General features: G+C 61.5%; 22 protein-coding genes, 1 tRNA gene and 1 pseudogene. 20 read left to right on the plus strand and 4 right to left on the minus strand.

What is annotated here, in order from left to right; all coding sequences use genetic code 11:
* Positions 1-292 precede the first annotated feature (292 nt).
* Complete coding sequence (locus ACOVQ0_RS03170) at positions 293-640, minus strand: cell division protein ZapA (protein ID WP_421880100.1); 348 nt, start codon at positions 638-640, stop codon at positions 293-295.
* The gene (locus ACOVQ0_RS03175) at positions 637-843 is read right to left on the minus strand and encodes a hypothetical protein (protein WP_421880102.1); all 207 of its coding nucleotides are present in this window, start codon (positions 841-843) and stop codon (positions 637-639) included. The genes ACOVQ0_RS03170 and ACOVQ0_RS03175 overlap by 4 nt, the downstream gene beginning before the upstream one ends.
* 224 nt (positions 844-1067) lie before the next feature.
* Between ACOVQ0_RS03175 and tkt the strand changes: the two genes are divergently transcribed.
* From tkt to ACOVQ0_RS03215, 8 genes are all read left to right on the plus strand, one after another.
* Entirely contained in the window at positions 1068-3035 is a 1968-nt protein-coding gene (gene tkt, locus ACOVQ0_RS03180) for a transketolase (protein WP_421880104.1), read from the plus strand.
* A 21-nt stretch (positions 3036-3056) separates the two neighbouring features.
* Entirely contained in the window at positions 3057-4064 is a 1008-nt protein-coding gene (gene gap, locus ACOVQ0_RS03185; protein WP_421880106.1) for a type I glyceraldehyde-3-phosphate dehydrogenase, read from the plus strand.
* Positions 4065-4076: 12 nt separating this feature from the next.
* Entirely contained in the window at positions 4077-4547 is a 471-nt protein-coding gene (locus ACOVQ0_RS03190; RefSeq protein WP_421880108.1) for an MOSC domain-containing protein, read from the plus strand.
* Positions 4544-5731 (plus strand): phosphoglycerate kinase, encoded by a 1188-nt coding sequence (locus ACOVQ0_RS03195; RefSeq protein WP_421880110.1) that lies wholly within the window; start codon positions 4544-4546, stop codon positions 5729-5731. Before ACOVQ0_RS03190 ends, ACOVQ0_RS03195 begins: the two co-directional genes overlap by 4 nt.
* Positions 5732-5905: 174 nt before the next feature.
* Positions 5906-6811 carry a fructose bisphosphate aldolase gene (locus ACOVQ0_RS03200; protein WP_421880112.1) on the plus strand — a complete coding sequence of 302 codons (906 nt, stop codon included), beginning with the start codon at positions 5906-5908 and terminating at the stop codon, positions 6809-6811.
* 98 nt (positions 6812-6909) lie between these two features.
* Positions 6910-7554: a thiamine phosphate synthase gene (gene thiE, locus ACOVQ0_RS03205; protein WP_421880114.1), complete on the plus strand. Its 645-nt coding sequence runs from the start codon at positions 6910-6912 to the stop codon at positions 7552-7554.
* A 69-nt stretch (positions 7555-7623) separates the two neighbouring features.
* Positions 7624-8781 (plus strand): L,D-transpeptidase family protein, encoded by a 1158-nt coding sequence (locus ACOVQ0_RS03210; protein WP_421880116.1) that lies wholly within the window; start codon positions 7624-7626, stop codon positions 8779-8781.
* Between the two features lie 64 nt (positions 8782-8845).
* Positions 8846-10792 (plus strand): OPT family oligopeptide transporter, encoded by a 1947-nt coding sequence (locus tag ACOVQ0_RS03215; RefSeq protein ID WP_421880118.1) that lies wholly within the window; start codon positions 8846-8848, stop codon positions 10790-10792.
* Here ACOVQ0_RS03215 and ACOVQ0_RS03220 read toward each other — a convergent pair.
* Positions 10789-11166, minus strand: a complete 378-nt coding sequence (locus tag ACOVQ0_RS03220) for a hypothetical protein (protein WP_421880120.1) — start codon at positions 11164-11166, stop codon at positions 10789-10791. The two genes, ACOVQ0_RS03215 and ACOVQ0_RS03220, sit on opposite strands and share 4 nt — an antisense overlap.
* A gap of 107 nt (positions 11167-11273) precedes the next feature.
* Between ACOVQ0_RS03220 and efp the strand changes: the two genes are divergently transcribed.
* From efp to ACOVQ0_RS03235, 3 genes are all read left to right on the plus strand, one after another.
* Positions 11274-11837: an elongation factor P gene (efp, locus tag ACOVQ0_RS03225; protein ID WP_421880121.1), complete on the plus strand. Its 564-nt coding sequence runs from the start codon at positions 11274-11276 to the stop codon at positions 11835-11837.
* Positions 11838-11840: 3 nt separating this feature from the next.
* The gene (locus tag ACOVQ0_RS03230; RefSeq protein ID WP_421880123.1) at positions 11841-12665 is read left to right on the plus strand and encodes an inositol monophosphatase family protein; all 825 of its coding nucleotides are present in this window, start codon (positions 11841-11843) and stop codon (positions 12663-12665) included.
* A gap of 40 nt (positions 12666-12705) precedes the next feature.
* A tRNA-Leu gene (locus tag ACOVQ0_RS03235) sits at positions 12706-12789 on the plus strand.
* A 12-nt stretch (positions 12790-12801) separates the two neighbouring features.
* Here the strand turns inward: ACOVQ0_RS03235 and ACOVQ0_RS03240 are convergent.
* Positions 12802-13317 (minus strand): hypothetical protein, encoded by a 516-nt coding sequence (locus tag ACOVQ0_RS03240; RefSeq protein WP_421880125.1) that lies wholly within the window; start codon positions 13315-13317, stop codon positions 12802-12804.
* 118 nt (positions 13318-13435) lie between these two features.
* Here ACOVQ0_RS03240 and radA point away from each other — a divergent pair, with 118 nt between their 5' ends.
* From radA to ACOVQ0_RS03285, 9 genes and pseudogenes are all read left to right on the plus strand, one after another.
* Complete coding sequence (radA, locus tag ACOVQ0_RS03245; RefSeq protein WP_421880127.1) at positions 13436-14803, plus strand: DNA repair protein RadA; 1368 nt, start codon at positions 13436-13438, stop codon at positions 14801-14803.
* 13 nt (positions 14804-14816) lie between these two features.
* Positions 14817-15371: a CvpA family protein gene (locus ACOVQ0_RS03250; protein ID WP_421880129.1), complete on the plus strand. Its 555-nt coding sequence runs from the start codon at positions 14817-14819 to the stop codon at positions 15369-15371.
* Between the two features lies 1 nt (position 15372).
* Positions 15373-15804: an iron-sulfur cluster assembly scaffold protein gene (locus tag ACOVQ0_RS03255; protein WP_421880131.1), complete on the plus strand. Its 432-nt coding sequence runs from the start codon at positions 15373-15375 to the stop codon at positions 15802-15804.
* A gap of 122 nt (positions 15805-15926) precedes the next feature.
* Positions 15927-17543, plus strand: a complete 1617-nt coding sequence (locus tag ACOVQ0_RS03260) for an MFS transporter (protein WP_421880133.1) — start codon at positions 15927-15929, stop codon at positions 17541-17543.
* A 1-nt stretch (position 17544) separates the two neighbouring features.
* On the plus strand, positions 17545-18597 hold the full coding sequence (gene alr, locus ACOVQ0_RS03265; RefSeq protein ID WP_421880141.1) for an alanine racemase: 1053 nt from the start codon (positions 17545-17547) through the stop codon (positions 18595-18597).
* 79 nt (positions 18598-18676) lie between these two features.
* Entirely contained in the window at positions 18677-19231 is a 555-nt protein-coding gene (gene phaR, locus ACOVQ0_RS03270; protein WP_421880135.1) for a polyhydroxyalkanoate synthesis repressor PhaR, read from the plus strand.
* Between the two features lie 65 nt (positions 19232-19296).
* On the plus strand, positions 19297-20844 hold the full coding sequence (gene proS, locus ACOVQ0_RS03275; protein WP_421880137.1) for a proline--tRNA ligase: 1548 nt from the start codon (positions 19297-19299) through the stop codon (positions 20842-20844).
* An 82-nt stretch (positions 20845-20926) separates the two neighbouring features.
* Complete coding sequence (locus ACOVQ0_RS03280; protein WP_421880139.1) at positions 20927-22261, plus strand: M28 family peptidase; 1335 nt, start codon at positions 20927-20929, stop codon at positions 22259-22261.
* A 39-nt stretch (positions 22262-22300) separates the two neighbouring features.
* Positions 22301-22808, plus strand: a pseudogene (locus tag ACOVQ0_RS03285) (ribonuclease R); the annotation flags it as partial.

Here is a 22808-nt window from a genome sequence, read left to right on the forward strand (position 1 = left end):
CGGAACATCAGGGCTTTTACGCGCGGATCGAGCGACGCCACGTGGGCATTGCGCCGCGCCCTCAGTTGCTCGCGCAGCGCAGTCTTGGCTTCCACGGGATGCTCCGGTTCAGAAGGAAGGGGTGACGGGCCCACCGTGGGTCGTTAGCTCGGAAAATCCTCTGACGCCTCGACGTCAGGTGGGGACCGCTTACCCAGGACCAGGATCCCAGGCAGGGGCAGCCCCCTTGGATTGCTTATAGCCTCAGGGATGTTCATACGGCTCGTGCCGGGCAGATCCCGTCGCTGTCTATCTAGGCGCTGACCGATCCCTGCTCAAGGGTGATCGCGAGTTTTTCAAGACGTTCGGCGAGCAGATTGATCCGGTCCGTCACGATCTGCTCTGCGCCATCTGTTTCATCTGGAGATGCCACGGCTGCCTCTGCCGCGGTATCAACGGGCGCATGACGATGCGCTTCGTGCAACTCGTCGGCCAGCATCAGCGCGGAAAACAGCAGCATTCGCGCTTCACCCTGTCCGATTCCGATGCGGCGGGCGCGGTCATCGATCATGCGCCCCAGCATTTCGATATGCGGTTCCTCACCATCAGCGCAGGACACGGCAAAGGGGCGACCGCCGATGGTCAATGTCAGATTGCTCATTTCGGAAGGCCTGCCAGCAAAAGGTCCAACTGGCGCAATTCCTGCGCCACGGTGTCTTTCAGTTTGCGGTGCCTAACCCTGAGCAGCGCAAGCTCCTCAGCCGTTTCGCCGCCCCGGTTGCCCTGTTGTGAAACTGCCCCCTCGACCCTGCTCAGCGCTTGCTCAAGCCGGTCCAGCGCGGCATTCAATGCTTCTGCTGCCATGACCACGCAAGTTATCAGATTGGCGGCCCATCGCAACTGCTGCACTGCAAAACCCGGTAGACAGCGCCATTAGACAGCGCAGGCCAACGCAATCGTCGCAAAGAACACCACCGCACAGCCTTGACCCTTCGCCCTGCCATGACCAAAGAGGCCCCGCTCCGAATCATCGGTTTTCGTGTGGGCCTCAATGGCTGGCAGCACGACAGGGAAGGGCTTTTTCAAGCATGACACGCGAAACCACCGCGCTGGCACCAATGGCCAACGCGATCCGTGCGCTTGCAATGGACGCGGTCCAGGCAGCGAACTCGGGCCACCCCGGAATGCCGATGGGCATGGCCGATGTCGCCACAGTGCTGTGGACCCAGTTCCTCAAGCATGATCCGTCGGCTCCGGCATGGACCGATCGCGACCGCTTTATTCTTTCGGCCGGCCACGGCTCGATGCTGATCTACGCGCTGCTCCACCTTTCGGGTTACCAAAGCCCGACGATGGAGGACATTCGCAATTTCCGCCAGTTGGACAGCGTTTGCGCAGGACACCCGGAAAACTTCCTGATCCCCGGCGTGGAACTGACCACCGGTCCGCTGGGGCAGGGGCTGGCGATGGCTGTCGGCTTTGCAATGGCCGAACGTCATCTCAACGCACAGTTCGGCAACGATCTGGTCGATCACAAGACGTGGGTCATCGCTGGCGACGGCTGCCTGATGGAAGGCATCAACCACGAAGCCGTGGGCCTTGCCGGAACGCTCAAGCTTGGCCGCCTGAACGTGCTGTGGGATGACAACAAGATCACCATCGACGGCGACACATCGCTTTCGACCAGTGAAGACATCCTCGGTCGCTACACCGCGTCGGGCTGGCATGTTGCATCGTGCGACGGTCATGACTTTGCCGATATCTCACGCGCTCTGGCCGAAGCAGAAGCCGATCCGCGTCCATCGCTGGTCGCCTGCCGCACGGTTATCGGCAAGGGTGCGCCCAACAAGCAGGGTGGTCACAACGTTCACGGTTCACCGCTGGGTGCCGACGAAATTGCCGCTGCGCGTGAATATCTGGGCTGGACCTCGGCTCCGTTTGAAGTTCCGGCAGATATTCTGGCGAACTGGCGTTCGTCGGCAGAAGCCGGGAAGGTCGCTCACGCCGAATGGCAAAAACGCGCCGCCGCCAGTGACAAGGCTGCCGAACTTGCTCGTCGGATGGCTGGCGATCTTCCTGCCGACACCGGCTTCGATGCCTATATCCAGTCGCTGATTGCCAACCCGCCCAAGGTCGCGACGCGCAAGTCGAGCGAGATGGCGCTGGAAGCCTTTACCGCAAACGTGCCTGAAATGGTCGGCGGTTCGGCGGACCTTACCGGTTCGAACAACACCAAGACCAAATCGACTAGCCCCTTCACGCCGGAAAGCTATGACGGTCGCTATGTCTATTACGGCATCCGCGAATTCGGCATGGCTGCCGCGATGAATGGCATGGCGCTGCACGGCGGGATCATCCCCTACGGCGGCACATTCCTGGTGTTCTCGGACTATTGCCGCAATGCCGTCCGCATGTCGGCGCTACAACACACACGCGCGATCTATGTGTTCACGCACGATTCGATCGGTCTTGGCGAAGACGGGCCGACCCATCAGCCGGTCGAACATGTCATGTCGCTGCGCATGATCCCGAATCTGCTGGTGTTCCGCCCGGCTGATGCGATCGAAACGGCAGAAGCCTGGGCTATCGCGCTGGCCAACAAGGACCGCCCATCGGTTCTTGCGCTGACCCGCCAGAACCTCCCGCCGGTGCGCTTCGATGCCGAGATGAAGAGCGCCAAGGGTGCCTATCGCCTGGTCGAAGCTGTTGCCGCTCGGAAGGTTGTGCTGCTCGCCACCGGCTCTGAAGTCGAAGTCGCGATGAAGACGGCGGCTGCGCTTGAAGTGCAGGGCATCGGTGCCGATGTCGTTTCGGTCCCTTGCTGGGAACTGTTCGACGAACAGGACGCGGCCTACAAGGCCGATCTGCTTCCGGCCGATGCTCTCAAGGTTTCGGTCGAGGCTGGGGTGACGCTGGGCTGGCAGAAGTATGTCGGCGATGGCCTGACCATCGGCATCGACACTTTTGGCGCATCGGCTCCGGCTGACGTTCTCTTCGACTATTTCGGCCTGACGGCTGACAAGATCGTCCCGCAAATCCTTTCGCGGGTTTCGTAAATTCAACAGGAGATACCTGACATGGCGATCAAGGTTGCAATCAACGGTTTCGGACGCATTGGGCGCAATGTTGCCCGCGCCATCCTCGAACGGCCCGATTGCGGCCTTGAGCTGGTCTCGATCAACGATCTGGCTGACGCAAAGGCCAATGCCCTGCTGTTCAAGCGTGACAGCGTGCACGGTGCGTTTTCGGGCGACGTTTCGGTCGATGGCAACGATCTGATCGTCAACGGCAAGCGCATCCAGGTGACTGCCGAGCGTGATCCGGCAAACCTGCCGCACGCCGCCAACGGCATCGACATTGCGTTTGAATGCACCGGCTTCTTCACCAACCGCGATGGCGGCCAGAAGCATATCGACGCGGGCGCCAAGCGCGTGCTGATCTCGGCTCCGGCAAAGAACGTCGACCTGACCGTCGTGTTCGGCGTGAACCACGAAAAGCTGACCGGCGATCACAAGATCGTCTCGAACGCTTCGTGCACCACCAACTGCCTCGCGCCAATGGCCAAGGTTCTGCATGAATCGATCGGTATCGAGCGTGGTCTGATGACCACGATCCACTCGTACACCAACGACCAGAAGATCCTCGATCAGATCCACAGCGACCCGCGCCGCGCCCGCGCTGCTGCGATGAACATGATTCCGACCAGCACCGGCGCTGCCGTTGCCGTGGGCGAAGTTCTTCCCGATCTCAAGGGCAAGCTCGATGGCTCGTCGATCCGCGTGCCGACGCCGAACGTATCGGTGGTGGACCTGACCTTCACGCCCAAGCGCGACACCACGCTTGAAGAAGTCAACAGCGTGCTCAAGGCCGCTGCCGAAGGCCCGCTGAAGGGCGTGCTGGGCTACACTGACGAACCGCTCGTTTCGATCGACTTCAACCACGATGCGCACTCGTCCACCATCGACAGCCTCGAAACCGCCGTGCTCGAAGGCAAGCTGGTGCGTGTCCTGTCGTGGTACGACAATGAGTGGGGTTTCTCCAACCGTATGCTCGACACTGCGGGCGCGATGGCGAAGTTCCTTTAAGGATCTGTGATAATGACCGGGCGTCTCGAAGGCATTGCACGGCACGATAGGCCGCGTGGGCCGATCGAGACGCTCGATCACGTTCCAGTCACCCGCGAGCTTGGCGTTCGCGGTGACCTGCGCGGGGCAATCCGTCCCGGCAAATCAGGACGCAGGCAGATATCCCTGATCGAGGCCGAAAGTTGGCAGGCTGCGCTGGCCGAGTTAGGGGCCGCCGCTGACCGCGCGCTGCCTTGGCACATCCGGCGCGCAAATCTGCTGGTGCAGGGCGTCAGGCTCCCGCGTGAGCCGGGCAAGATTATCGCTATCGGCCAATCCCTGCGCATTGAAGTAACCTGCGAATGCGATCCGTGCAGCCGCATGGATGAAATCCAGCCCGGCCTGAAACTCGCCCTGATGCCAGACTGGCGCGGTGGCGTGCTGGGCCGAGTCTTGACCGATGGTGAAATCGCCATCGGCGACGAAGTGAGGATCGAGGAATGAGCTTCAAGACGCTTGACGATATCGGTGACCTGACCGGCAAGACCGTGCTGGTGCGCGAAGACCTCAACGTGCCGATGGCCGATGGAAAGGTGACCGACGACACCCGCCTGCGCGCCACCGTTGCCACTTTGAGCGAGCTTGCCGACAAGGGTGCCAAAGTCCTCGTCCTTGCGCACTTTGGCCGTCCGAAGGGGCAGCCTTCAGAAGAGTTCTCGCTCAAGAAGATTGCCGATCCGCTTTCGCACGTTCTGGGCCGCCCGGTAAGCTACATCGATTGGGAAGGTGATAAGGAAGCCGTCGCTGCTCTTGCGCCGGGATCCATCGCCATCCTCGAAAACACGCGCTTTTTCGGCGGCGAGGAAAAGAACGACCCGGCGGTGGTCGAACGTTTCGCCAACCTCGGTGACATTTACGTCAACGATGCCTTCTCGGCTGCGCACCGCGCTCACGCATCGACCGAAGGCCTTGCCAAAGTGCTGCCCGCCTATGCCGGACGGGCGATGGAAGCCGAACTGAAGGCGCTTCAGAAGGCGCTTGGTGAACCTGAGCGACCGGTTGCCGCCGTTGTTGGCGGCGCAAAGGTTTCGACCAAGCTCGATGTGCTCAAGCATCTTGTATCGAAGGTCGATCACCTGATTATTGGTGGCGGCATGGCCAACACCTTCCTTGCCGCGCGGGGCGTGAACGTCGGCAAGTCGCTTTGCGAGCATGATCTCACCGGAACGGCTGAGGAAATTCTCGACAACGCAGACAAGGCCGGTTGCACCGTTCATCTGCCCTATGATGTCGTCGTTTCGAAGGAATTTGCGGCGAATCCTGCCTCGTTGCGCATGTGCAATGTCCATGAAGTTGCCGAGGACGAAATGATCCTCGACGTTGGTCCCGCAGCGGTCGAAGCCTTGGCCGATGCGCTCAAGACCTGCCGCACGCTCGTGTGGAACGGGCCGATGGGCGCGTTCGAAACCGAGCCGTTCGATGCTGCGACTGTTGCGCTGGCGAAGACCGCTGCGGCGCTGACCAAAGAAGGCTCGCTAGTATCGGTTGCAGGGGGCGGCGATACCGTTGCCGCGCTCAACCATGCTGGCGTCGCAGCCGACTTCACGTATGTCTCGACAGCAGGTGGCGCGTTCCTCGAATGGATGGAAGGCAAGGAACTGCCGGGCGTCGCAGCACTGGAGGCGTAAAAAATTCAGGAGGGCGTGTTGCACTGCGGCACGCGCTCCTTTATGGCGAGTATTTGCATAGGTATGCGCCATTTTTGACGCTCGCTGACATTCGCGAGCGTCTTTTTAAAGCGCATTTACGCATAGGTATGCGGAGCCGGAAATCCGGGCGTTCCGCCAGAACAGGACGGGCTGATGAACACGACCGAAATGACCGCCAAGATGGCCTCCGGCAACGGCTTCATTGCCGCTCTCGACCAGTCGGGTGGTTCGACTCCCAAGGCGCTCAAGGGCTATGGCATCGAAGAAGGTGCCTGGACCACCGACGAGGAAATGTTCGGCCTGATCCACGAAATGCGCGCCCGCATCATCCGTTCGGCTGCATTCGACGGCTCAAAGGTTATCGGTGCGATCCTGTTCGAGCGCACGATGGACGGCACCGTCGATGGCAAGCCTACGCCTGCCGCGCTGATCGAAAAGGGCGTGGTACCCTTCATCAAGATCGACAAGGGGCTTGAGGACGAAGCGAACGGTGTTCAGCTGATGAAGCCGATGCCGACACTCGACGATCTGCTGGTCCGTTCGAAGGCTCTGGGCGTCTACGGCACCAAGGAACGCTCGGTGATCAATTCAGCCAACCGCGAAGGAATTGCTGCCGTGGTCGCGCAGCAGTTCGAAGTGGGCAATCAGGTTCTCAGCCACGGCATGATGCCGATCATCGAACCTGAAGTGAATATCAAGAGCGAGACGCGCGCCGAGTGTGACGCGATCCTGCTCGACGAAATTCTCAAGAACCTCGACGCGCTGCCTGAAGGCACGCAAGTCATGCTCAAGCTGTCGTTGCCGATCGTGGCGGGCACGTTCGATCCGCTTGTCTCGCACCCCAAGGTGCTGCGCGTCGTCGCCCTTTCGGGCGGTTACAAGCGCCCCGAAGCTTGCGTCGAGCTGGCAAAGAACAATGGCATCATTGCCAGCTTCAGCCGCGCCCTGCTTGAAGACCTGCGCGCGCAGATGAGCGATGCCGAATTCGACGCCGCGCTGAGCGCAGCGATCGACGAAATCTACACCGGTTCGACGCAGAAGACGCTCGTCGCCGCATAAATCCGTTTGAGAGGACGGAAAGGCCGCCCCGCCACCGGCAAAGCCGGGGCGGGGCGTTTTGCTTGCAGCATACCATCCGCACCGATAAGGCCGCCTGCATGGCCAAGCTCTCCTCAGAACTCTACCTCATCTCTCCGCTCGACGTTTCAGGCACGTTCCCGGACCGTCTTGCCCGCGCGCTTGATGCTGGTCCGGTTGCCGCATTCCAGTTCCGGGTAAAAGGCATGGACGAGCATGAGGCGGCGCGCCTTGCCGAGCCGCTCCAGCGTATTTGCGCAGATCGCGACGTGGCGTTCATCGTCAACGATTCCATCAGCCTCGCCAAGCGTCTGGCAGCCGATGGCGTCCATCTTGGGCAGGACGATGGCGATGTGAAGGATGCACGCGATCGCCTTGGCCGCAACGCCCAGATTGGCGTCACCTGCCACGATAGCCGTCACATGGCGATGGACGCGGGTGATGCCGGGGCTGATTATGTTGCCTTCGGTGCATTCTTCCCTTCCAGCACCAAGGAAACCAAGCACGTCGCAGGGCTGGACCTGCTCGAATGGTGGCAATCGATCTTCGAACTGCCCTGTGTGGCCATCGGTGGCATAACGCCCGCTAACTGCGCTCCGCTGGTGCAGGCAGGCGCTGATTTCCTCGCGGTGAGCAATGCCGTGTGGAACGGTGACGAAGCGGCAAATGTTACGGCCTTTTTTGATGCGATCCGCGCAAATCCTCGGTTGGTCGAAGACGACTGACTGACTGGAACTGGCGGAACAAGCAGGGCGGGCAGAGCATTGTAGCAGGGCAACCATACTGGAGCCTCAATGCCTCGCTTCACCGCCGCTGCGCTTGCCGTTCTGGCACTATCCGCCTGCAATTCCGAAACCCCTACGCCGTCGGCCAGCGAGAGTGCAGTAACTGCGCCGTCGTTCATCGTGCCAATGGCTTCCAATGACCCTGCGCCCGGCCAGCCAGCTTCACCTGAGGATGCTGCCCGTCCGGTCATGCAGGCGCAGGTCGTTCTTGAACGGCTCGGCTTCGCACCCGGCGTAATCGACGGCAAGACAGGCCTTTCGACGACCAATGCCGTCACCGGTTTCCAGAAAGCGAACGGGTTGCCCCCAACAGGCAAGTTCGATGATCCCACGATGAAGGCACTTGCGCGGTGGTCGAACATCGCCGCCACGCGCGTCGTCACCATTCCTGAAGATTTCGCGCAGGGCCGGTTCGAACCGCTGCCCAAGGATCCGGCGCAGCAGGCAAAGTTGTCCGAGATCGGCTACACCTCGCTCGAAGAAAAGCTGGCCGAGCGCTTCCACACTACGGCTGAAGTTTTGCGGGGACTTAATCCGGGACTTGCGCAGCAGGCGACGGCACGCGCCGAAGCGGAAAAGCAGCGCAATTCGCTCAACCCGCCCACGTCCAATCCTCTGCCGCCTGAACCATATCGCGCAGGCCTGAAGATCAGGGTGCCCAACATCGGCGGTGACCAGATCGACCCGGCAAAGGTCGATAACAAGGGCTGGCTGGCAACGCTTGCTACGCTTGGGGTGAGCGATGCCCAACCCGAAGCTGCGCGCATTGTCGTCAGAAAATCGAAGGGCACGCTGGAAGCCTATGACAAGGCCGACAAACTTGTCGCGGTCTTCACCGTCACCACCGGATCGAGCCGTGACCCGCTCCCGCTCGGCAACTGGAAGATCAAGGGGAAGTCGTACAATCCTGAATTCTCCTATGATGCCAGCTTGTTCTGGGACGTTCCCGACAGCAAAGGTGAGCATCTCCTGCCGCCCGGACCGAACGGCCCCGTCGGCGTGGTATGGATCGATCTATCCAAGGAACACTACGGCATCCACGGCACGCCAGAACCGCACACCATTGGCCGCGCCGAGAGCCGCGGCTGTGTGCGCCTGACCAATTGGGATGCAGCACGCCTTGCGCAGATGGTAACCGGATCGACGAAGGTTTCGTTTGTAAGCTGATGCGGCTTTCCATGCACGCCATGTCGTGCAAGACAGGCGGTCTGATGCATCGTATGGAGCGCGCATGACCGGACCGACCACACGAGAACTGACACTGCGCGGCGTCGTGCTCGGCGCGATCCTGACGGTCGTGTTCACCGCTGCGAATGTCTATCTCGGCCTGCGCATCGGCCTGACGTTTGCCACCTCGATCCCTGCCGCCGTTATTTCGATGGCGGTGCTGCGGGCATTTTCCGGCGCGACGATTCAGGAAAACAACATCGTCCAGACCATCGCGAGTTCGGCGGGCACCCTGTCCGCTATCGTGTTCGTCCTGCCCGGTCTGGTCATGGTCGGATGGTGGGCAGACTTTCCCTATTGGGAATCGGTTGCGGTAATCGCGGTCGGCGGCGTTTTGGGCGTCATGTATTCCGTTCCGCTTCGTCGTGCCTTGGTGACCGGTTCCGATCTGCCTTATCCCGAAGGCGTTGCTGCAGCAGAAGTGCTGAAAGTTGGCGCGGGCGTGGGCGGGGTTGAGGAAAACCGCAAGGGCCTTGCCGCAGTTACTGCCGGCGGTCTTCTTGCGGCGCTTTATCCGCTGCTTGCCAAGATGAAGCTGGCGGCTGAAGAAGTGGGCGGCGCGTTCAAGATCGGCTCGGGCGGCTCGATGCTGTTTGGCGGGCTGTCGCTGGCGCTTGTCGGTGTCGGCCATCTCGTTGGCCTTGCGGTTGGCATCGCCATGCTGGTGGGCATCGTAATCAGCTTCGGCGTTCTGCTCCCGCAGTTGACCGCAGGCAGCATTCCGGCAGGGGCGGACCTTGCCGATTTCGTTGGAACCGTGTTCCGTCAGAAGATTCGCTTCATCGGCGCGGGCACCATTGGCGTTGCCGCGATCTGGACCTTGCTGCGGGTAATCGGCCCCATTGTGCGCGGCGTGACCGCTGCGATTGCCGCCAATGCCTCACGCAAGGGTGGTGGTATCGACAGCCTCGACATCACTGAGCGTGACATCCCCATCGGCATCGTCGGCGGCACAATTCTCGTCTCGATGATCCCGATTGCCTTGCTTCTGGCCGATTTTGCCGTTGGTGGTCCGGTGGCAGCCTCGCTGGGCATGACGCTTGTTGCTTCAGTGGTTTATGTTCTGATCGCCGGCATCATCATCGCATCGGTCTGTGGCTACATGGCAGGTCTGATCGGCGCATCGAACAGCCCGATTTCGGGGGTTGGTATCCTCGCGGCGCTCGGCATTTCGCTGCTTTTGCTAGGCCTGTTCGGGCAGGGTGGATCAGAAGCGGATACAAAAGCGCTGGTCGCGTTTGCGCTGTTCGTCACTGCCATCGTTTTCGGCGTCGCCACAATTTCGAACGATAACCTTCAGGATCTCAAGACTGGCCAACTCGTCGGGGCTACGCCCTGGCGTCAGCAGGTCGCCCTGATCCTTGGCGTGCTGTTCGGCGCTCTGGTGATTCCACCTATCCTCGATCTGCTCAACTCCACGTTCGGATTCCAGGGCGCGCCGGGGGCGGACGAAAATGCGCTGTCAGCCCCGCAGGCTTCGTTGATTTCCGCCATCGCGCAAGGCGTGTTGGGCGGCAGTCTCGATTGGGATCTGGTAGGGCTGGGCGCAGAAATCGGCGCGGGCGTGATCTTGGTGGATGAACTGCTCAAGCGTTCGGGGAAGGGCGCGCTTCCGCCACTGGCGGTCGGAATGGGCATGTATCTGCCAACGCAGGTTACGCTTATGGTCATTCTCGGCACCGTTCTCGGTCATCTGTATAACCGCTGGGCCGTGCGACAATCATCGCCTGAATTTGCCGAGCGCATGGGCGTGCTGACCGCCACCGGCCTGATCGTGGGCGACAGTCTGTTCAACATCGCATTCGCCGCAATCGTGGCGGGGACAGACAACCCCGAAGCGCTGGCCGTGGTGGAGAATTTCCCTGGCAGCCTGCCGTTCGGCGTGGCCGCCTTCGCCGCGATCATTGCCTACGCCTACTGGCGGATGCGGCGAGATAGCGTGAGCGCTTAACCCGGCGTCGCGATGCTGATCGGCCCTGCGTGAACGCAGCGCAGGCCGGTTGGCGTATCATCGCGTGCGACTTCGCGCAGGATTTCCTCGCCGTCCATCAAGAACCGGCGACCTGCAAAAACCCCACTCGTCAACGTCAGTCGGTCTGCAAGCCTGAGGTACGAACCGGTCGTGCCATCGGGCGCAACATAGCTGGAATCCGCGATAGTTTCGAACCCCAGTTCCGGCTTTTCAGTCGCCAGCGTGTTGGCGTCTCCGGGGATCTCGCAGGTCCAGCCACCCTTTTGCAACACCATCAGCTTTCCACCGGGAACGGCCTGTGCAGCACTTGCCAGAAACATTGCGGCGATTGCGAAGATGGAAAAGCGCTTCATGCTCCCGCGCTAGCACGCCGAGCCCATTTCAGGCAATCGCGCTTGAAGCAACGCCCATGAACGGCTAAGGGCCGCGCTTCCCTACTCACGGTAAGGCTCTTTCCATCATGAAGATCAGCGGCGTGGACATCCGTCCGGGCAATATCCTGGAATACGAAAAGGGCATCTGGAAGGTCGCCAAGACCCAGCATACCCAGCCCGGCAAGGGCGGCGCGTTCATGCAGGTTGAAATGAAGAACCTGATCGATGGCCGCAAGACCAACGTCCGCTTCCGCAGCGCTGACACGGTTGAGCGCGTGCGCCTCGACACCAAGGATTTCCAGTTCCTCTATGCCGAGGGCGATGATCTGGTTTTCATGGACGTTGAAAATTACGATCAGATCACGCTGCCTTCGGATCTTCTGGGCGATGCCGCTGCCTTCCTGCAGGACGGCATGACCGTGCTGCTCGAAATGTATGACGAGCGTCCGATCTCGGTGCAGTTGCCCGATCAGGTTGAAGCCACCATCGTCGAAGCCGATGCCGTGGTGAAGGGGCAGACCGCGTCTTCGTCCTACAAGCCCGCGATTCTCGATAACGGCGTGCGCGTCATGGTGCCGCCGCACATCGGCAGCGGCACGCGCATTATCGTCGATGTCTACGAACGCACTTACGTCGGCAAGGTGGGCTGATAGATGGCAGCCATTTCCGGCCTGATGCGCGTGATGGAGCGCGCGGCGCGCAAGGCGGGTGGACGCTTGCGCCGCGACTTCGGCGAGATCGAGCATCTTCAGGTTTCGAAGAAAGGCCCTGCGGATTTCGTCTCGAAAGCCGATCAGCATTCCGAACGCACGTTGTGGGACGAACTCCGCACCGCGCGTCCGGGCTGGGGCTTCCTGATGGAAGAAGGCGGCGAAATCGCGGGTGAGGAGGGCAAGCCCCGTTTCATCATCGATCCGCTCGACGGCACGACCAACTTCCTCCACGGCATCCCGCACTTTGCCATTTCGATCGCGGTGCAGGAGCCGACTCTGGACGACAGGGGTTGGGGCGAAGTAACCGCAGCGCTGGTCTATCAGCCGATCACCGACGAAAGCTTCTGGGCTGAAAAGGCTCAAGGCGCGTGGTTGCAGGACCGCCGCCTGCGTGTTTCGGCACGTCGCCATATGGATGAAGCGCTCATTGCTACCGGCATTCCCTTTGCCGGGCGTGGCGATATCAACGAATGGGCGCGCATCTACGCCGAACTCGGCCCGCGCATTGCCGGCATCCGCCGCTTCGGCGTGGCTTCGCTCGATCTGGCGTGGGTTGCTGCGGGTCGCTTTGACGGTTTCTGGGAATCCGGCCTTTACCCGTGGGATACGGCTGCTGGCTGTCTTCTCGTGCGGGAAGCCGGTGGTTTCGTGTCCGACTACAAGGGGCGCTCACAGCCGATCTGTGATGAAACCGTGCTTGCGGGCAACGATGCGCTCCACTCGAAGCTCCACAAGCTTCTTGCAGGCGCGCTGCGTAACGCTTGACCTTTCGTGATGGCACTGGCTAAGGCCCGTGCCGGAACGTGCCCCTGTGGCGGAATGGTAGACGCGAACGACTCAAAATCGTTTGTAGAAATACGTGCCCGTTCGAGTCGGGCCAGGGGCACCATCCGCAATTGCGTCAGTCGATGCTTTCCGAACCGGATCGCATCGCAGAATCCGCCGCCAGTGAATCGATCTGCGCCTGTGTCGGCATGACCGGTCCTTGTGCCATGCGCTTGCGCCGTTCAGCTTCCAGCATTTTAAGATACGCAATGCGTTGCTGCGGCGTCATCCGTGCGAGCGCAGCCTGATCGATTTCGACGATCACCGGCGCAGCGCTCACAGACAAGTTTGCAGGGATAATTCCGCCAGCACCATCGCCGCCCGCGTCCATCGGTGCGCCGTTACCGTCGCGATAGCCTGATGAACGGGGGCGTCTGGCCTCATCGCTGCGATGGTCGGCCAGCTTGGTGCTTCCGAACTTCTGCCGCTCGGCACGTTTGAGTTCGGCCTGCTTCTGGCTTTGCGCCATCGCCTGCTGCGCCTCGCCATCGGCAAAGAGCGCGACCGTGCACGATATGCCAAGCGTCAGTGCCGCAAAGTGGCGGTACATCTTCGGATCGATGCCGAGAAACGGGGTAGACTTGCGGGCCATTACGTATGCCCATAGTCCCCGCACGTTAAGGATCGCGCCATGTTTCATGGTTAGCGAATTGCTACGGGAATGGCGCAACCCGGCTTGCGTTCCATCTATGTTCTGATATGCGAGCCACATGGCCAAACCCAAACGCCGCTATGTCTGTCAGGCCTGTGGCAGCGTTACCAACCGCTGGCAGGGCCAATGCGCCGATTGCAGCGAATGGAACACGCTGGCCGAAGAAGCGCCCGAAACCGTCTTCTCGGCCAAGCATGATCTGTCCAGCGGAGGGCGCCGCGTCGCTTTCGTCAGCCTTGATGAACCCGTGGCCCTTCCGCAGCGCCGTCAAACTGGCATTGCAGAGTTCGACCGCGCGCTCGGCGGGGGGCTGGTGCCGGGCTGCGCCATCCTGATGGGTGGCGATCCGGGCATCGGCAAATCCACGCTGTTGCTTCAGGCTTCGGCAAAAGTGGCGATGTCGGGCGGCACAGCGGTCTATATCAGCGGTGAAGAAGCATCCGACCAGATCCGCCTCCGCGCGGATCGTCTGGGTTTGGGCAAGGCACCGATCCGGCTTGCCTCCACCACGTCGGTCCGTGATATCCTCACCACCCTGGGCACAATGCCGCCGCCTGCGTTGCTCGTGATCGATTCGATCCAGACCATGCATTCGGACCAGATCGAAGGCGCGCCCGGCACGGTCAGCCAGGTGCGCGGCTGCGCTTTCGAACTGATCCGTTATGCCAAGGAGAGCGGTGTAGCCCTCGTCCTCGTCGGTCACGTCACGAAGGATGGCTCCATCGCAGGGCCGCGCGTGCTCGAACACATGGTCGATGTGGTGATGAGCTTCGAGGGCGAACGCAGCCACCAGTACCGCATTCTCCGCGCGATCAAGAACCGCTTCGGCGCGGTGGACGAAATCGGCGTTTTTGCAATGGCCGGGGCGGGGCTGGAAGAAGTCGGCAATCCGTCGATGCTGTTCCTTTCCGGGCGTGAGGATCAGGTCGCAGGCAGCGCCGTTTTCCCCGCGCTCGAAGGCACGCGGCCGGTGCTGGTCGAAATTCAGGCGCTTACCGTCCGCCTTGCCAGTGGTGCCACGCCGCGCCGCGCGGTGGTGGGCTGGGATTCGGGCCGCCTCGCTATGCTCCTCGCCGTGCTCGAAGCGCGCTGCGGCCTCAGCTTTTCCACCGCCGAAGTTTACCTCAACGTCGCAGGTGGCTACCGGTTGACCGATCCTGCCGCCGATCTTGCCGTGGCCGCCGCACTCGTCTCCGCCCTGTCCGACAGGCCCCTGCCACCGGCCTCGATCTGGTTCGGTGAGATATCGCTGGCAGGCGAAGTTCGTCCTGTTGCCCACACGCCAGTGCGCCTGCGCGAAGCGGCCAAGCTGGGCTTCCGGCTTGGCTGCGGGCCGGAGGCCGGGTCCGAAAAGGTCGATGGTCTGCGCTATTCTCCGCTCAAGCTTCTGCCAAATCTGATTGACCGCGTGATGGGCGGCTCATAGGTTCCCGCCCGAAATGACCGGCTTCGATTATGTAGTTCTCATCCTCGTCGGCATCGGTGCCGTCGGCGGTTTCATGCGCGGCTTCGTGGAAGAAGTGCTGTCGCTTGCGGCATGGTGCCTCGCCCTGCTCGCAGTGCACTACTTTCATGAAAGCCTGACTTACTGGCTCGCCGCGCATCTGCCTACCGAAACGGGCGCGGGCGTGCTCGCATTCTTTCTGCTTCTGCTCGGCCCCTACATCGCCACACGCATGTTCGCCCGCCGCATCGGCAGTGCAAGTCGCGATTCCGCCATCGGCCCGATAGACCGGCTCCTCGGCTTTGGCTTTGGCGCGGTGAAGGGCTTCATCATCGTCGTCCTCGGCTATTCCATCGTCGTGTTCGGTTATGATCTTGCCTGGGGTGAAGATGGCCGTCCCGAATGGATTACCGAAGCACGCACGTATCCCTTCCTCAACGCCGCCAGCGAAGAACTGCTCACCCTGATTTCAGAACGACGTGAACAGGCTGCAAAACAGGCCAGCGAAGTTGCCCGACGCAAGGCCCGCCAGCAGGTTCTCGGAAACTGAGATGAGCGCAGGCCGCGGGCTGTACACGCCCGAAATCCTTGCGCTGGCAATGGAACTTTCCGGCACGCCGTGGGATGAAGCGCTGCCGCACAAGGGCAATGCCCGGTCGCGCAGTTGCGGCAGCACCATCGAAATGGGCGTCGCTACTGACGAAGCCGGAGCAATCACAACCATTGGCCTGCGTCCCCATGCCTGCGCCATTGGCCAAGCCGCAGCCGCCCTTTTCGTCCGCTCGGCAAAAGGTCGCGATCGCGCCAGCATTGCCGCATCCCGTGCTGCCTTGGCCGATTGGCTGCTGGGGGAAGGCGGGCAACCCGATTGGCCGGCGCTTGATCTTCTCGCCACCGCGCGCACTTATCCTGCGCGGCACGGAGCGATATTGCTCGCGTGGGACGCCGCGCTCGATGCGCTCTCGTCTTGCGATCAGTCCTGATTCAATCTTCATCTGATCATATGCAGGGCTTGCCGCACGCCCCGCCGCTTGGCTACAGCCCGTTGCGATAAGATCGGTCCGGGGGAAATTTCAGCGTGTCATCCAGCATTGCCAGCAACGGAATGTCCGAAGGCAGACCGCCTGAACCCAGCGCATCCGATATCCGGCTCGTCATCGCGGCGAGTTCTGCCGGCACGGTGTTCGAATGGTACGATTTCTTCATCTACGGCACGCTTGCAGCGATCATCGGCAAGACGTTCTTTCCATCCGATAATGCCACATTGCAGGTACTGCTGGTGTGGGCGGGCTTCGCGGTCGGCTTCGGGTTTCGGCCCTTGGGGGCAATCCTGTTCGGCTATCTGGGCGACAAGCTGGGCCGCAAGTACACCTTCCTCGTCACCGTCACGCTCATGGGCATTGCCACCGCAGGTGTCGGGCTGATCCCCTCGGCAGAAAGCATCGGCCTTTTTGCACCTGCCATCGTGCTGTTTTTACGCGTGCTGCAAGGCCTCGCGCTGGGCGGTGAATATGGCGGTGCGGCGATCTATGTCGCCGAACATGCCCCCGGCGGTCGGCGCGGCTATTATACCAGCTACATTCAGGCCAGCGTGGTCGGTGGCTTCGTGCTCAGCCTCCTCGTGGTGCTATCCAGCAAGTCGCTGATGAGCGAAGAGGTCTGGACAAGCTGGGGTTGGCGCGTGCCATTCCTCGTCAGCCTCGCGCTGCTGGCCATCTCACTGTGGATGCGCCTGAAACTTTCGGAAAGCCCGGTGTTCAAAGCGATGAAGGAACAGGGCGAACTCGCCGGAAATCCTTTCGTGGAAAGCTTCACTTATCCCGGTAACAAGCGGCGCATCTTCATCGCCTTGTTCGGCATCGCGGCAGGCCTCACGGTAATCTGGTACACCGCGATGTTCTCCAGCCTCAGCTTCCTCAAATCCGCCGCACGCATGGACGATACGCTGGCAGAGATCACCGTCGGAATCGGCGGCGCGATTGGTATGGTGTTCTATCTGATCGCCGGCGCATGGTCAGACAGGGTTGGCCGCAAAAAGCCGATCGTGATCGGTTATGCGCTGACCCTGCTGTTACTGTTCCCGGTGTTCTGGCTCATCGGCTCTTCCGCCAATCCCGGCCTTGCCGCCGCGGCGCAGCGCAACCCTGTGGTCGTCTCCGGGCCGGATTGCAATTACAGTCCCTTCGCCGCCGAACAATCGAGCCAGTGCGCAAAGCTGCTTTCGGATCTCGCGGCCTCCGGCATCAGCTATCAGCTTGAACAGGGGCCGGTTTTCACCGCAACCGTAGGCGGTGCGGCAATGGCCACCGCGTCCTATCCGTGGAATGACAAGGCCGCAGCACGGATCAAGGCGCTGCAGGCCGATCTTTCCACCCACGGTTATGACTTTGCGAAAGTCACGCCATCGCCTGCACGGCTTGCGCTGGTTCTGGTCGGTCTGCTGGCACTGATGGCGCTTTCCGGGGCGACTTACGGGCCGGTTGCCGCGCTGCTTTCCGAGATGTTCCCGCCCCGCATCCGCTACAGCTCGATGTCGATTCCCTATCATCTCGGCACAGGCTATTTCGGGGGTTTCCTGCCGCTGATTTCCAGCTACATCGTCGCCCGCACCGGTGATCCCTACGCCGGGCTGTGGTACACTTGGGTTGTGGTGCTCTTCGGGTTCCTAGTGGCTCTCTGGGGCTTAAAACCGGGGCTTCCCGCCGATTTCACGGACGACTGACATTTCTGTTCTCCCTCCCGCAACATTGCGCCTCTCGCTGGATTCCGATGCACTCGCAGCAAACTGGCGGGCGCTTGATGCCTTGTCCGGGCGTGCTGCGGCGGGGGCAGCGGTAAAGGCCGATGCCTATGGACTTGGCGCCGCGCGGGTGGTGCCAGTGCTGGCCAGTGCCGGTTGCCGCGATTTCTTCGTCGCACACTGGGGCGAGGTGCCTGACCTGCTCCCGCTTGTTCCGGCAGAGCAGATTGCCGTGCTGCACGGCCCGGTTAACCGTGACGAGGCCGAATTTGCTCGCAGCACGGGCGTTCGCCCTGTGCTCAACAGCCTGCACCAGATTCGCCTCTGGGCAGAATCGGGCGGCGGCACGTGTCATCTCATGTTCGATACCGGCATGAGTCGTCTGGGGCTTGAAATGGTGCATCTCGGTCAAGAGGCGCTGTCCGCGCTCGATATCGATATCTGCCTCAGCCATCTTGCCAGTGCGGACGAAGATTGCGCCCAGAATGCCGACCAGCTTCGGCATTTCGAAACGGTTCGCCGCACGGTTACGGCGCGCCGCTACAGTCTGGCCAACAGTGCCGGAATCGCCTTGGGCGATGCCTATCATGCCGATCTCACGCGCCCTGGCATCGCACTCTATGGCGGCATCGCGCGTTCTGAACTTGGCGGAGTGATAAAGCCGGTGGCGCAACCTGAAGCCATGATCGTGCAAGTGCGAAACCTCGAACCGGGCGCAAAAGTCGGATACAATGCCTTGTTCTGCGCCAGTAAACCGATGCGGGTTGGTGTTCTGTCGGTGGGTTATGCGGATGGCTACCTGCGCTGCTGGACGGGCAAGGGCCATTTCACTTGGCAAGGTCAACGCACGCCTGTGCTGGGCCGCGTATCGATGGATCTGACGATCGTTGATCTCACCGATCTGCCTGACTGTGGTGATGGCGATTGGCTTGCGGCAGATTATGACCTTGCGGCGTCGTCTTCCGCCACTGGCCTGTCACAATATGAACTGCTGACCCTGATGGGACGACGTTTTTCGCGCCAAACCGGTTGTTAACGCTACTTGTTTAGATTTGTTGCGCTGCACATACTGCACGTGCTAATACTATATATACGTCGCAGTGGGGTGCCAGACTATGGCCAGTGATTCCAAGAACGGCGGCACGGTTATAATCAAAAAATACGCTAACCGTCGCCTCTACAATACCAGCACATCGAGCTACATTACGCTCGACCATCTCGCGCAGATGGTGAAGGATAACGTCGATTTCAAAGTGATGGATGCAAAGACGGGTGCGGATCTTACGCACGCGATCCTCACGCAGATCATCATGGAGGAAGAAGCCGCCGGTGAGCAGATGCTGCCGACGAACTTTTTGCGCCAGTTGATCTCGATGTACGGCAATTCGATGCAGGCGTTCCTTCCGGGTTATCTCGAAGCCTCGATGGAACACTTCCGCGATAACCAGGCCAAGATGCGCAAGGCGATCGAGGATAGCCTCGGCTCCAATCCGCTTGCCCAGTTGGCGCAGCGCAACATGGAAATGTTCAAGGCTGCAGCAGCGGCTTTCGTTCCCGGCGCACAAGCGGGGTCTGAAGAACAAAAGCCAGCCGCTGAAGGTGACGATCTCGATGTCCTGCGCAAGCAGATGGCCGAGATGCAGAAGAAGCTGGACCAGCTTTCCAACTGATATGCTTCCCGCAATGTCCAAACCGGGCATTGCGGGAATTGCCTTTGCGCTTTAACGCGCGACCCATGAACCAGCCAGCAATCAAGCACGCGCTCAACGTGAAGCGCGCCGAAGACTTCGCCCAGTGGTATCAGGCGGTGATCGCCGAGGCCGAGCTTGCCGAGGAATCCGGCGTGCGCGGCTGCATGGTCATCAAGCCGTGGGGCTATGGCATCTGGGAACGCATCCAAAAGCTGATGGATGCCGAAATCAAGGAAGCAGGCGTCGAGAACTGCTACTTCCCGCTGTTCATCCCGCTGTCCTATTTCACCAAGGAAGCCGAACACGTCGAAGGCTTTGCCAAGGAAATGGCGGTCGTCACGCACCACCGCCTGATTTCCGACGGGAAGGGCGGTCTTACACCCGATCCCGAAGCCAAGCTGGAAGAACCGCTGGTCGTGCGCCCCACGTCCGAAACCGTGATCGGCGCGGCAATGGCGCGCTGGGTCCAATCGTGGCGCGATCTGCCCTTGCTTACCAACCAGTGGGCCAACGTCGTCCGTTGGGAAATGCGCACCCGCATGTTCCTGCGCACCAGCGAATTTCTCTGGCAGGAAGGCCACACCGCCCATGCGGATGAGGCTGATGCGATGGTTGAAACCTTGCGCGCACTCGAAATGTATCGCGCCTTTGCCGAAGGTCCGCTGGCCATGCCGGTAATCGCCGGTCCCAAGCCCGAGAACGAGCGCTTCCCCGGCGCGGTCGAAACATTCTCGATCGAAGCCATGATGCAGGATGGCAAGGCGTTGCAGGCGGGCACCTCGCACTACCTCGGAACCACGTTCGCGCAGGCTGCCGGCATCCGCTATCAGGACAAAGAAGGCCAGCAGGCGCTGGCTCACACCACATCGTGGGGTGTCTCCACCCGTCTGATCGGCGGTGTGATCATGACGCACGGCGATGACGATGGCCTGCGCGTGCCGCCGCAGGTCGCTCCCCAGCAGATCGTCATTCTCCCCATGCTGCGCGACAATGACGGCGACGAAGCGCTGCTCGCCTATTGCGAAGAAATCCGCGCCGCACTTGCCAAGCAGTCCGCCTTTGGTGAACGCATCCGCGTCCTGCTCGACAAGCGCCCCGGCAAGGCCACCCAGAAGCGCTGGTCATGGGTCAAGAAGGGCGCGCCCCTGATCCTCGAAATCGGCGGTCGCGATGCTGAAGGCGGTCAGGTGTCTGCCCTGCGCCGCGATCAGCTCTGGCGCCTGGATGCCAAGCCGAACTTCGTCGGCCAGTCGAAGGAAGCATTCATCGCCAGCGCGGCTGCCGAACTCGAAGCCATCCAGACTGCGCTCTATGAAGAAGCCCGCGCCCGCCGCGATGCGCAGATCGTGCGCGACGTGACCGATCTCGATGGCCTCAAGGCTTACTTTGCCGAAGGCAACAAGTATCCGGGCTGGGTCGAAATGGGCTGGTCCAAGCCGACCGGCGAGGCGCTGGACAAAGTGGTGGAGCAACTCAAGGCGCTAAAGCTCACCATCCGCAACACCCCGCTCGATGCGGTCAAGCCCACTGGCACCTGCCCATTCACCGGCGAACCGGCGATCGAAACCATCCTGATCGCCCGCTCCTATTGATTGTCCGGAAGGGTGGCTTCAACAGCCACCCTTTCCCTTCCCGGCGCTTGCCGTATCGCCACACCCGTTGCATGAAGCTTTCATGCGCAACTATCTGATCCTGCTCCTGCTACTCGCGTCCACCGCCGCATACGCCGCGCCCGAGGACGCCATTTCCGAAGCCCGCCTCCGCGCCGATGTCGAAAAGCTCGTCAGCTTCGGCACCCGCCACACGCTCTCTTCGCAGACGGACCCCAAACGCGGCATCGGCGCAGCGCGCAAATGGGCCGAAGCAGAGTTCCGCAAAGCCAGCGCCACCTGCGGCAATTGCCTGCAAATCGTCCTTCCCGAAACCGTGGTCAGCGGTGATCGCGTGCCCACGCCCACCCGCCTCGTAAACGTCGTGGCCATCCAGCGCGGCACCGAACGTCCGGGCGAAGTCGTCATCGTTCAGGGCCACATCGACAGCCGCGTGTCCGATGTACTCGACGCCACCAGAGACGCTCCCGGCGCGAACGACAACGCCTCTGGCACCGCGCTCGTCATCGAAGCCGCCCGCGTGCTCGCCCAAGAAAAGTTCCCCACCACCATCGTCTACGCGGCCCTCTCCGGCGAGGAACAGGGCCTGCTCGGCGGCAAACTGCTGGCCGACTACGCCGCCGCACAGGGGTGGACGGTGAAGGCCGTGCTCAACAACGATATAGTCGGCGGTTCCACCGGCTCCGATGGCTACCGCGACAACGCCCACGTTCGCGTCCTGTCTGAAGCCCTCCGCGCCGATTCGACCGATGCCCTGCGCGCCCAGATGCGACGCTTCGGTGGTGAGAACGACAGCCCCTCGCGCAATATCTCGCGCTGGGTCGCCAGCCTTGCCGAAGCCGACGCAGACAAAGGCCTGACCGTCCGCCAGATCTGGCGCGCCGACCGGATGGGCCGGGGCGGGGACCAGTTGCCGTTCTCGGACAAGGGCTATCCCGCCGTCCGCTTCACGGTCGCGGTTGAGGATTACGAACATCAGCATCAGGATTTGCGCACCGAAGCAGGCGTCAAATTCGGTGATACCGCTGACGAAATGGATTTCCCCTACCTCGCCAAAGTCACGCGCCTGAACGTGCGCGCGCTGGCCAAGCTTGCACGCACCCCCATGCCGCCTGCGCCGGTGGTGAAGGGGGCGGTCAAGCCCAGCACCGATATCGAATGGCAGTCCGTGCCCGGCGCGGTCCGCTACACCCTGTGGCAGCGCCGCACCGATGCGCCGATGTGGGAAACGAAGCTGCTGGATACCACCGACACCAAAGCCAGCTTCCCCGGCGTCCGCGCCGACGATTGGCTGTTCGGCGTCAATGCTGTTGCGGCAGACGGTTCAGAAAGCCCGGTCGCCTCCGCTGTACCCGGTGGCCAGTTCGCCCCGCTTTCGCCCGTTTCAGTAAAACCGTGAACGCTTGCTATCGGGGGGTATAACGACCACATGCCCCCCATGACCAAAATCCGCTTTCCCCAGGGCCTCCCCACGCGCCAGCAGGTGCTCGATTTCATCGCCCAGTCGGCAGAACCTGCTGGAAAGCGCGAGATTGCCAAGGCATTCGGCCTCAAAGGCACGGAAAAGATCGCACTGAAGTCCTTGCTCAAGGACATGGCCGAAGAAGGCCTGATCGATGGCAACCGCAGCGCTTTTCACGCAATGGGCGGGGTGCCGAAGGTCACCGTTCTGCGCATCATGGAGATCGATGAGGGCGAACCCGTAGCCATTCCCGATAGCTGGAATCCCGAAGACGCCAGCCCGCCGCCCCGCATCCGCATCGTTGAACCGCGTGGCAAACAGCGTGATCGCAACGCTGCGCTGCGCGTGGGTGATCGCGTGTTGGCGCGCACCGAAGAAGCGGGCAAGGGCTGGATCGCCCACCCGATGAAAAAGCTGCAAGGCGGTGAGGAGCAGCTGATGGGCGTCGTCGAACTCGACGGCACCGGCAAGGGCTGGCTTGCCC

This window comes from Novosphingobium sp. (assembly GCF_049240505.1).
Lineage (GTDB): Bacteria > Pseudomonadota > Alphaproteobacteria > Sphingomonadales > Sphingomonadaceae > Novosphingobium.